Raw genomic sequence first — 11,191 nt, 5'->3', positions numbered from 1 at the left:
GGATGAGTAACGAAACTCATCACACCTTCCTTCTTCATCGGGGCTTCTCGTGGGAAGAGCGTTGGAGGCCCGTGGGCCAAGCAGATCATGCAGACGCGCGGAGTCGTTTTCGCCGACCTTGCGCGGCATTGGCGGTCCGGCGGCCTCTCGCCGAAATGGCGCTCCTCAGCATGTATGCCGCCTTTTTGCAGAATTCAGTCGCATGCCACCAGCAGGCATGGTGGATGAAGCAAACATCCGACTGCTTAATCCATCAATTGATGAACCGCGGGCACTCAAACTAACGAAACTGCTGTCTTTTCATCGGGCTAGCGTGGTCTACCAGCTGCTTTGCCGAGGCCCTACGACGAACCCACTGGTGCAGAATACACACTGACGGCCTGTCGACCTGGATGTTCGCTGCGTTGAGGAGGAATCCGGTATTGCCCCTGTGCCTGCCGATGATCCGCCGTCTGAAATCCCCGCACCTGTTTGGAGCCATCGACCGCCTGCCGGCACTCGGCAGACCAGTTGGCAATAAGACGTTCGAGGTCGTCAATCCGTCGACCGGCGAAGTTTTGGCAGAGCTTCCCGATATGGGCGTGGAGGAGACACGTGCTGCGGTAGACAAGGCCTATGTTGCGCAGTCGGGATGGGCCGCGTTGACGGCCCGAGAACGTAGCGACGTTCTTTGGCGATGGCATCAGCTGATCATCGACCATGCAGGCGATCTCGCCGCGATTCTGACTGCGGAAATGGGCAAGCCGCTTGCCGAAGCCATTTCAGAGGTATCGCATGCGGCGGCGTATCTGCAATGGTATGCCGAGGAGGCCAATCGCGTCTATGGGGAGACGATCTCGGCACCCTCGACAGACCGCCGAATGCTAGTGATCAAGCAGCCCATCGGCGTTGTTGGCACGATCACGCCATGGAATTTCCCGGCCTCCATGGTGGCGCGCAAAATCTCGCCGGCCTTGGCTGCGGGCTGCACAATCGTGCTCAAGCCCGCTGAACAGACGCCGCTCGTGGCTGGCGCAATGTTCGCCCTCGCCCATCAGGGCGGCTTTCCCGATGGCGTGGTCAACCTGATCTATGCGTCCGAAGGTGATCGCGTGGGCCGTGAACTCTGCACCAATTCCAAGATTCGAAAGATCAGCTTCACCGGTTCGACCGAGGTCGGACGGCTGCTGATGCGTCAGTGCTCTGACCAGATCAAGAAGGTCAGCCTTGAACTCGGCGGCAATGCACCTTTCATCATCTTCGATGATGCCGACATTGACGGTGCTGTTGACGGTGCGGTCCAGGCGAAGTTCCGCAATGCCGGCCAGACCTGCGTTTCCGCGAACCGCATTTACGTCCAATCGAGCGTTCACGATGAGTTCGTCAAGAAATTCGTGGAAAGAATCCGGCACTTGTCGGTTGGCGACGGATTCGATGCCGGAGTGGACATCGGACCGCTCATCGACAAGCATGCTCTGGCCAAGATCGAGTCTCACGTCGCAGATGCCATTGCGAAAGGCGGCACAATACGATGCGGGGGCCAGCGTATCGGCAAGAATGGCACGTTTTTCGAACCCACGGTCCTCACCGAGATTTCCAGCGTCATGGCAGTCGCGCAAGAGGAGACATTCGGGCCGCTCGCGCCGATCATTCGCTTCAACGATGCGGATCAGGTCGTGCGCGAGGCCAATGACACGATCTACGGCCTCGCCGCATACTTCTATGCCTCAAACCTGAAGCGGGTCTGGCGTGTGGCAGAGGCTCTGGAATATGGCATGGTTGGCATCAACACGGGACGCATGTCCTCGGAGGCGGCACCGTTTGGCGGGATCAAACAATCCGGCATCGGGCGGGAGGGTTCCCGTCATGGCCTCGAGGACTATCTGGAAATGAAATATCTTTGCATGGGCGGGATTTGAAACCTGCTGCACTGTCTCTCCGCCCCACCGGGGGGCGGCCTGCGGTCAATGCCGCCACCTAATTGGAAGTTCCAAACGCCGTTGACCTGAAACACGGATGCCCGGCAGGAGACTGAGCTCGCTGTCGGGCCGGACATGCCTTGGGAGGGCATAAGTCAGCGCTCCTAGGGCCGATGGGCCACTCAGTTCGTGCGCCTTTTGCCGATTGCGTTGCATGTGCCGTGCCAAGCCAAAAAGCATTGATAAACCGCCGATGGATCAGCTTTTGCCCTGTTGCGCATTCTACATTGTGGGATATGCGACAATGCCCAAGCGGTTGAATCGTCGTGTTGCAGAACCCCAGACGGGTCATGACTGCTATTCTTAGGACAGTGCGCAGCAAGCCGCTACTCGCTGCACTCCAGGCACACCATTTCCATAATAAAGCGGTGGGTGCTATGTTGACCGAGCTGTCGACCAGGGAACGGTGTGAGGCCTCAGATCCCTCCATATTGTTGCACCCGCCGGTCCAACAGGACTGCAGGTCCGGCCTCAAAGGATCTTGGCTGCTATGGCGACATTGCGGTGCACGCCGCTTTCCGACCAATGATGTGCGTCCAGGTCGAGGCCGGCCCTAATGAACCACCGCCTTGGCACCCTCGCCCATCTCATTTCGGCATCGACAAGCTAGACCAGAGCGCACTTGCAAGGCGCCATGCAGTCCTGTCGGCGGGCGAACTGTTGGTGACGGGTACAGCTGCGAGCGAACGTTCATCCACCGACGCACAGCGCGGACTGTCGCTTTTCAAATTAGGAAATCTCTGTAGCCACCATTCATGAGCGCGCGGCCACGCGAGACGGCCCGACGGATGCGGTCGCGCAGATGATCGCGAGGATCCGCCCAGTCGGCATGGACGCGCCGTTGACCGATGAGAACTTCGGCGAGCTCGCGATGAGGTGCTCCGGCGAGCGAACCGTCGAGCGCACGAAGAACGAAGGACAAACGAACGCCGCGCTTTTCCGGCGCAAACAAGCGGGGGGGCAACTGTTGCCCTAGACTGAGAGCATTGAGGCACTCCAGTCCCCTCAGTCGATGCTTTAAAAGCACCGCGGGCCAGATGGCTTGCGTATGCAGGCAAACAGGGTGGAGGATATTCGCGCCCGAGACGGCGAGCTGCAGCGCGTGGTCCGCATTGCGAAGAAGAACATGCTGGCTCTTGTCGGGCGCCAGCAGGACGATTGCACGACAGGGCAATGCCGAGAGTTCGAACGGCGGTGTCGGCGACGAGGCAGGCAACCGTTCCGCAATGACCGGCAGCACATGGACGCACCAGAGCGGACACCAGAATACGACCGAAGCGCGGCCACAAGACTCCGCGAAACAGAACACCCCAGCGTGACAGGTCGCCGGCCGACGCGACCATATCGAGAAAGGATTGGAGAGACCAAGTCTTGCAATGCTGGCGCGCAGCGGTCAGATCGCGCTGGAACGCTGGATTGCGGCGTAAGAACTCCCAAGCCCACTCCCGCAGCGTCAGGCCAGCGGTGTAGTCGTATGATCTTTCATCCCGCCAATCGGCCTGATCCGCGCCAGTCAGGAGATTCATGACTGACATCCCCTGCCCGCGCCTGCGTGAGTCGAAACATTATGCCACTTCGCAAAGCATCGGCGAAGGCAGCAGACGTCGAAGACCCCGTTTCGTTGAAGCGTCAGCCATCGCCACTGTCGGCGACAGAAGATGTGCCCAAATTGCCACCAGACCGTCGAACTGGCACAGCGACGGCCAGCGCGACCTGGAATTGATCCCGTAACGGTCATCGGCTCCTGCGTCGCGATCCAGACGTCCCTTGAAGGCGCAGTAGCGCGGCAGTGGATCGCACGCTGCTTGTCGGCAAGTTGTCGTAGCGGCGGCGCCATAGGCACGGTCATCGGAGGGTCTCCTGCGGCAAGTTTTCGCCATTGGAGGCCAATCTCCCCGCTAGGGCAGCCTGTGCAGTTGCACAGGTGAAGCGGATCAATCAGGGGGAGCCATGGCGGAAACTGGATGATGGCGGCTTGAGGAGAGCGGCGTATCGAGGCGGGTGATGAAGCCTGCCAGTACCTCTCAAGGAGAGTGATACGCCATGAACGAGACTATCAACACATTGTTCGCCTTCGTCAGCCCGACGAAATCGATGATACCCTGACGGATGTACTTCGCAGCGGCGCGCGCAAATTGCTTGCACATGCGATCGAGATGGAGGCCGAGGCGTATGCCAAGGCGGTCGACTGCCTGACGAAAGATCAGAATGCGTCGCTGGCGCTCTACGATTTCCCCGCCCAACACTGGGATCATCTGCGAACGTCCAATCCCATCGAAAGCGTCTTTGCAACCGTTCGCTATCGCACGGTGCGTACCAAGGGCTCGCTATCCTCGAAAACCGCCCAGCTGATGGTCTTCAAGCTGTTGGCCGCGGCCAGGAAGTGGCGACGATTGAAAGGACAAAATCAGTTGCCGAAACTCATCGCAGGTGCCGGTTCCTGGACGGAATCCAGGTCATCGAAACGAAGCCGCAGAGCGCCGCTTGATCAGCCTCGTCACCCAAATTCCAGCATAGCTCCATCGGAACTGCCAGCCTTCCTTGCCGATCAGGCGCATATCAGCGCTGACGATACCGAGGACGGCGATGGCGGTCACCTCCAGGCCGCCGAGTAACGACCCTCAAAACACCGCACTGGTCGAGGCCAGCCTGAACCGGTATCTTGTGCCTGCCCTCGGGAGTCGCTCTATCCACCATGTGATCGACACCGACATTGCTAACATCACAAAGAAGATCGTCGCCGGGGGTCACCCGCAAGCGGCTAACACGGCCTTCTGGTGTATGCGGGCATTTTTCAACTGGTGTCGCAAACCGCCGCAACGGCTCATCCGCGGTTTCCCCGCGAGGGATTGGAAAATCCGGATCCGGCCCCGATCGTCAAGCGCAAGCGAGTGGTGAACGATGCCGAACTGGCGGCTATATGAACGGGCTGTGAGCCCGAACCGGGCGATATCGGCTATTCGTTCGGCTCCATCGTCAAGCTGCTCATTCTGACCGGACAGAGGCGTACGGAAGTTGCCGCGATGCGTTGGTCCTCAACCTTGAAGCCGGAACATGGAACTATCGGGTGACCGCACGAAGAACGAAGAGCCTACGCTTATTCCGCTGTCCACACTGGCGGTGTCGGTCCCCCAGACGGTACCGAAGACCAATGACACGTTTTTTTCCCTGCGAGGGGCAACGAAAGAAGCCACTTCTCAGGCTACGCGAAGGGCAAGAAGGCTCTAGACGGCAAGGTCAATACTGACGGGGTGGCTTTGGAGAACTGGACCCTTCACGATCTGCGCAGGACGCTCGCGACAAATCTCGGCAGGCGGCAGGTATTGCCACACGTCATCGAGCACATACTGAATCACAAGGCGGCGTCCTTGACAGACATTGGCGAAATCTACAATCTCTATAGCAACGTCAAGGAGAAGCGCGAGGTGTTGCAGATGTGGTCAAATCACATCGAATGGCTGATCAAGCAGGCTGCGGATGACGCTCTGGCGGCGTAGCTGCTGGCATGGCGGAAGATGCGGCGCAACAATCGTCAGAGCCTCATCGAATTGGAGATCATGCTTGACCAGCAAATGCGCGGCCAATGCTTCGATGGCCGACCAGTGATCGAGTACTAGCCGGGCCGTGCGATCTTCGATCCGCCTCCAACGGGGGCGGCGCGGCATCAGGAACCGCAACTCACCATAGATTCGCTTGGCATCCGCGTAGTCGCTGCTCCCCTCATTCCCATCGGACGCATTCATCGCCATATCGCGCGGGTCCAGATAGCCTTCGAATGCGGATTCTGCAAAAGGACCTGCCAGACACGCAACTATCTCCCGGATCGCATCATCGCGTTCCAAACATCGATCCATATCGTCCTCGAAAATCGGCTTTCGCTTCGAGGTGAATCCTTGCGCTGAATAAAAACCCGCGCCTTCGACAACACCACCGCACTCTCCGTCACCGACGTCGGGGTAAATACTAACACTTGAGAAAGCAGGGAGTTCACGGTCGTCGTCGAACGTCTGACGGTGCAAAACGATGGCGGCCACCGCGTGCCCGGCTTCGTGATGCGCCACAAGCGGCAGATATTGGGAGGCTACATTCATGCGGTGCGGCTCTCAGGTCTAGTTTGCTTTTGCGCATAGGACCGCAATTGTCGTGCCAACTGGGAAAATCGTTTCGGGCAATGCGATCGCTCCGATAGCGTTGCGTCTCCTGTCTGACATTGTTGGGAAGTCGACACGCGCCCGTCGCAATGCGGTCGACCTTCCGCGCGAGTTGGGTGACCCGTGAAGGCGGCCGACCAGGACGATGTTGCGCTGATCGGCGACGAAGGCGCGGCCGGGCGAGATCGCGCATCAGGGGGTGACCGGCGTGTCGGCGAAGTCGAAGTCGTCGATGTCCTTGGCCAGCGGCAACTTGGCGACAGCGAACTGGTATTTGATGGAGCGGGCCTGCTTCTCCGATATCTCGGCCTGCAAGAGATCACCGACAATCCTGGGCGGCTCGTGCCGTCGCTTGATGGCGACGCGCCCATGATCTCGTCATAGGCTCTGCGCATTCCGTAGAGCTTCAGCGCTCCCATCAGTTCCAGTACCTCGGTGCGTTCCATGGCTGTTTGTCCTCCTGAGACTGTCATAGCGGGTGCAGTCGGCGACCGCTCGTGAGCTAGCTTCAGCGCTTGGGGAATGGAAAGGATCGTGCCCGGCGCCGGATCGCGGCTGCGGGCCAGGATGTTGAGGATCACCGGCGCCGACGATGCACCGTGCTCGATGGCTTCCTGACAGGCGGCCTCGACCGCGCTCAATCCGTCGGTCAGCACCCAGGTGAGGATCAACACCATCTGCCGGTCGACGTCATCAACCGCCTTGAGCTGCGCCGCACCTTCTCCATTGCCGACCGCACGACCCAGCCAAGGAACGGCGCGCGCCGTGTGCCAGGGATCGTAGACGACCTCGTTGCGGCCAAAGGAGCGAACGTGTTCTCCCACGACCACGCCATCCTCTGGCGGATGCGATCCGATCGACATAAGCATGGATCTCGATGGGCCGACCGACGGCACTCGACAGCACCGAGTATTTGTTGTTGTCGAAGCGCACCGTGCAGGTCTTCGACACCGACGGGGGAATGCAATGGAAGCCGTCGAAGCGACCGGCAGCCGCTCCCGCTGCGGCTTGGCCGCATTCGCCGACAGCAGCCGGTCCCGCGTCTCACGCCGAGCTCTCATGCGGGGATAGGGCTGGTGCTTGCGCTCGTAGCGGAACTGCGTCTCCTCAGAACGCAGGACCTTGCGCACCACCTTGCGCGACATCTTCAGCTCACGGCAGATCGCCTTGATCGACTTCCCCTGGACCAGCGACAGCCGACGTATCTTTGCAATCGTCTCTAAAACCAACATCCAAAACACAAATGCCTCCGATCAAGCCGGAGGCATCTTGATGACCCCATCGTTAAGGGGTCCCGTTTGGACGAAAATCACCCTTTAAACAGGGTCCCCATTCCACGAAAAATCAATGCACTACCTTCCAAAGCTGCGAGAGATCGCCACCGACCGCTTTGAAGGGGCTTTCGGCGGTCTCGTCAGCGAGGTTGTGGCATGAAGAAACATCAATCCACAGCATTGGGCCGAAGCATGCCACGGGCTCATGCCGCGGGAGAGCGGGAAGATATTCTTGAAAGAAGCGGTCTCCGACATCAATACCGACAGGATGGGCAGCTTTCTCACATCACTTGAGGTCGAGCGTGGCAGTTGCGACCCGCAATGCAAGGCTGGCGGCGATGCATGCCTTTGCGCGGTTCCTGATTTCGGAGCACCCCGAATATTAGGATACGCTGCAACTGGTGGTGACACTTCCCTTCAAGAGGGCGCGTGGGTGGCACCTGTCGAATATCTCGATGAGCCCGGAAATCAAGAGCGTCCTGGCGCGTATCGACCGCCGCACGCCTTCTGGACAGCGGGATTACGCTCTGTTTTCGCTGATGTTCAATACGGATGCACGAGTTCAGGGATCCTGAATCTTCGATTGTGACCTTCGTCTGGTATCGCCCTGTCCCGCCGAGCAAAGCAACGACCGCCCCACACTGCTCACCCGGTTCGGTGTTCGATACTTGCTGCGCACACATGGCTGCGGGCGAAGGAACCACCATGGCGGAAAAGAGCATCCATCATCGCCCTTTGCGGGACACGACGGCCATCCACCTCGTCAAGGCGGGTGTTGACATCGCCACCATCAGTCGATGGCCAGGCCACTCGGGCTGAACTAACGATGCGCTACGCCCAGGCCGGTATCGATATGAAGCGGCAAGCGCTCGAACAAGTCTTCCCCCACGTGATGTCATCGGCAAAAGATCAGACGATCATCGCTTTGATGGCTGGATGTTTGGCTGGCTGCACCGCTTGTAGACGCTCAGTTATGTGGAGTTGTATCGCGGGAAGTCGCGCGTCTTGGTCTTTTGCGGTGTCAGCTCAACATCTCTCCGCAGTGCACGTTGTCACTGTTGAAGAGCCGTTTGTTCAATCTTCGTCCTGGCACGGCAAGGGTTGTCCATATTGTGGCGTCTTGCGCTTGCCGAGCTTGTCCGAAATCCAGCGCCGGATCAGGCGTGAACACTGTTGCGTAGTTCGTCAGCCAGAGCGCGGAGAACGTCGGCGCTTCCTTCCAGCGCCGTAAAAGCGTAGGGATTGAGGAACTGTCGGCCCCAGAACAGATTGCGATCTATGCCGGATAGCGTAGCTTCCTCGCTGACACGCGGCCAATTCTCCGCAATGCATCGGAGCTGGCCTTCAACAATCGCAAGAGCTTCCGGCGCGCTGAGCAGGAAGTGATGCGCCGCTTCAAGGCAGGACGCTATCCGGCTCATGCGGTTATTGCCGCTGATGAGCATGGCCTGGCTGGCCTCCTGGCCACTGCGGGCCTGCGGACAAATATCGTACGCAGGCGTGAGGGTGAGCTTAGCCCCGTCCCAGAATGCCGCATGGTTGCGGGCATGATCGTCGGTGTTGCCGCAAAGTATGTTGAAGACAATGCGGCTGAACAACTCGCGCAGAGTTTCCGACGGCGCGGTGAATCGGTGGCGAATGATCTCCGCCAAATCCTGGTAGCTGGCGTAACGCGCCATCATCTCATCGAGCGCGAGCATCGTCAGCGCTGAGACCATGGATTTGCGTTGCCAGCCGCCCGTGACCTTGATCCGGTCGAATCGCTCGACGAGCAACACGTCGTTGCCTGCGGCGCGAACGAGCGAGACGGATGCCGCTCTGATGCCGCACAAGGCGGCAAGCCGCATGGCTATGAATTCTCCTTTGACGACGCTGTAAAGGTCGGCAGACGAGGAAAATTTCGCGACATGCTTGACGGCGTCATCCTCGATCAGCGCCTTTGGCCTTGCGCCGCCGATCGAGCTGCCGTGATGCAGCGCCTGATCTAATTCGGGGGTGAGCGGAATACCTTTCTCTACCCGCTCCGCCGATTGGACAAGCTCTTCGAGAGTGGCATTGGCCAGTGCGCGCGGCTCGTAATGCGTGGGCGAAAACTGAAAATCGAGCGCGCCGATGCGGTCCGAGCCTGATTCCAGCAAGAACGTCAGTTCTGAAATATCGAGCCGCGCGATTTCATCGCCCTTCACACCGAATTTGCGGTTTAGGATAACCCGTCGTCCCCAGGCATCAGGGGCAGCATCGCGGATGCATCCCGGCATGGTTAGGCCAGGAAGCAAAGGCAATTCGCCTGCCTTCAGGGGCAGTTCCGGGAGATAAAGCGGGATCGCGCTGCCCAGTTCACGAAAGCTCCTGCCATAGTTGAAGCTGACGAGTCCGTCATGGGCATATAGCCGCCCGGCGACAACCGGCGCGGTCTCGCCCGGCAGCCAGACCCAGACATAGGCTTCGTCGTACTTGGGGACCTTAGAACTCATCGACGATCTGCTTGCTGGCCTTGTAGACGTGCTTCGGCAGCAGCGCGATGCGATCGTCCATGCGGCCTGTGAGGGCTGTGATGCCCTTGCCGTCGGCATCGAACAGCTTCACACCGACAATGGCAGCAGCTTCGAACATCAGTCCGATTTCGACTTTGGGATCGCCCTTCTCGATGCGCTGCAGGGTGCTGCGTGAAACACCGATTCTCTCGGCTAACTCCTGTGCGGTTAACCGGTGCTGCATCCGGCCAAGCCGGATGGTCTTACCGAAAAGGCCAAGCGCTTCCATCGCGTAGCGCGAATAGGTGCGTTTATACGTTGCCTTCATTCGGGTCTCTGTGACCTATGCATGATCCATATCGCCTTCTTTAGAACTTTATATAGGTAATGTCACAGAGCGACTGCCAAAGTCAAGACTCCGTATCGCAAGCGTTACCCATCCGAACGAGGAAGGCGGATATTGCCTACGGCTCCTGCACAACCGGCCAGCTCTGCGCCCCTCGGGCGAGGCGGAGATCTGGCGCTGGATCGCGGACAGCCTTGAGACGCCTCGCATGAGTCATTCATGGGCGGTCCCTGGTGCGAGGCCGCGGCGCTCGACTGCTGGCCGACATTCTCGGTGGCGGGACCCGCAGCCGGCTACACCAGCACTTTTCGACCGCATACGCGCCCAGCTTCTCTCCGAAATCATTGCCAATGAGCGCGGAACCTCATGCGATCGCCGAGCTGGCCTGGCGGCGCGGAATCTACGGCACGCATCCGTATTCGAGACCGCCCAAGGGAGCCTGACTAGCGTAACGCCCTCCGATCTAAGCGCCTTCCACAAAGCCGCTTTCGCACGCGACGGGCTGCATGTGGCGGTCGTAGGCGACATAGATGCCAAGCCCTGAGAGTAAGGCTCTACCAGCTGTTCGGCGATTTGCCTCAGAAACTGGCGCTTGCCGGCGCGAACCAGTGGTATCGCGAGGGCGAGCACGCCGAGCGCTTTTCCTCCGCCCTCCACTGACCACAGACCCGCACGCAACGAAGCCGCGCTCGATCTTATCGTGGCGTGGCTAGGTGCAATGTTTGCTCTCGCCATCAGGCCGGCTTTCCCGATGGCGTGGTCAACCTGGATCTATGCGTCCGAAGGTGATCGCGTGGGCCGTGAACTCTGCACCAATTCCAAGATTCAAAAGATCAGCTTTACCGGTTCGAACGAGGCCGGACGGCTGCTGATGCGTCAGTGCTCTGACCAGATCAAGAAGGTCAGCCTTGAAACCGGCGGCAATGCACCTTTCATCATCTTCGATGATGCCGACATTGACGGTGCTGTTGACGGTGCGGTCCAGGCG

5 protein-coding genes and 6 pseudogenes are annotated in these 11,191 nt (G+C 59.3%); 4 read left to right on the top strand and 7 right to left on the bottom strand.

All coding sequences use genetic code 11. The annotated features are described in order from the left end of the window. Nucleotides 1-422: 422 nt before the first annotated feature. Nucleotides 423-1,898 carry an NAD-dependent succinate-semialdehyde dehydrogenase gene (locus EN964_RS11680; protein WP_127266911.1) on the top strand — a complete coding sequence of 492 codons (1,476 nt, stop codon included), beginning with the start codon at nucleotides 423-425 and terminating at the stop codon, nucleotides 1,896-1,898. A 784-nt stretch (nucleotides 1,899-2,682) separates the two neighbouring features. Here EN964_RS11680 and EN964_RS11675 read toward each other — a convergent pair. Together EN964_RS11675 and EN964_RS39390 are read right to left on the bottom strand one after the other, a co-directional pair. After that, nucleotides 2,683-3,198, bottom strand: a complete 516-nt coding sequence (locus EN964_RS11675) for a DUF2285 domain-containing protein (RefSeq protein ID WP_224570032.1) — start codon at nucleotides 3,196-3,198, stop codon at nucleotides 2,683-2,685. 115 nt (nucleotides 3,199-3,313) lie between these two features. Continuing rightward, nucleotides 3,314-3,484, bottom strand: a pseudogene (locus EN964_RS39390) (transcriptional regulator domain-containing protein); the annotation flags it as partial. Between the two features lie 642 nt (nucleotides 3,485-4,126). On the opposite strand from EN964_RS39390, the pseudogene EN964_RS11670 reads away from it, so the two are divergent. Together EN964_RS11670 and EN964_RS39385 are read left to right on the top strand one after the other, a co-directional pair. Next, nucleotides 4,127-4,446: pseudogene (locus EN964_RS11670) on the top strand (transposase); the annotation flags it as partial. 760 nt (nucleotides 4,447-5,206) lie between these two features. Further along, a pseudogene (locus EN964_RS39385) lies at nucleotides 5,207-5,455 on the top strand (integrase); the annotation flags it as partial. Here the strand turns inward: EN964_RS39385 and EN964_RS11660 are convergent. The 5 genes and pseudogenes from EN964_RS11660 to EN964_RS11640 form a co-directional block, all read right to left on the bottom strand. Then, nucleotides 5,399-6,049, bottom strand: a complete 651-nt coding sequence (locus EN964_RS11660) for a hypothetical protein (RefSeq protein ID WP_127276375.1) — start codon at nucleotides 6,047-6,049, stop codon at nucleotides 5,399-5,401. The pseudogene EN964_RS39385 and the gene EN964_RS11660 overlap by 57 nt on opposite strands. Before the next feature lie 192 nt (nucleotides 6,050-6,241). Further along, a pseudogene (locus EN964_RS38485) lies at nucleotides 6,242-6,555 on the bottom strand (ATP-binding protein); the annotation flags it as partial. A gap of 7 nt (nucleotides 6,556-6,562) precedes the next feature. Beyond that, nucleotides 6,563-7,099, bottom strand: a pseudogene (locus tag EN964_RS38480) (IS21 family transposase); the annotation flags it as partial. A 1,441-nt stretch (nucleotides 7,100-8,540) separates the two neighbouring features. Continuing rightward, nucleotides 8,541-9,857: a type II toxin-antitoxin system HipA family toxin gene (locus tag EN964_RS11645; RefSeq protein WP_127206482.1), complete on the bottom strand. Its 1,317-nt coding sequence runs from the start codon at nucleotides 9,855-9,857 to the stop codon at nucleotides 8,541-8,543. Next, on the bottom strand, nucleotides 9,847-10,185 hold the full coding sequence (locus EN964_RS11640) for a helix-turn-helix transcriptional regulator (protein WP_236383572.1): 339 nt from the start codon (nucleotides 10,183-10,185) through the stop codon (nucleotides 9,847-9,849). Before EN964_RS11640 ends, EN964_RS11645 begins: the two co-directional genes overlap by 11 nt. 727 nt (nucleotides 10,186-10,912) lie before the next feature. On the opposite strand from EN964_RS11640, the pseudogene EN964_RS11630 reads away from it, so the two are divergent. Continuing rightward, a pseudogene (locus EN964_RS11630) lies at nucleotides 10,913-11,191 on the top strand (aldehyde dehydrogenase family protein); the annotation flags it as partial.

It is taken from the genome of Mesorhizobium sp. M7A.F.Ca.CA.001.10.2.1, assembly GCF_003998575.1.
In the GTDB taxonomy this organism is placed as follows: Bacteria; Pseudomonadota; Alphaproteobacteria; order Rhizobiales; family Rhizobiaceae; genus Mesorhizobium.
Note: the sequence above shows the minus strand (reverse complement) of the source record. Positions and strands in the feature narration are given on the sequence as shown.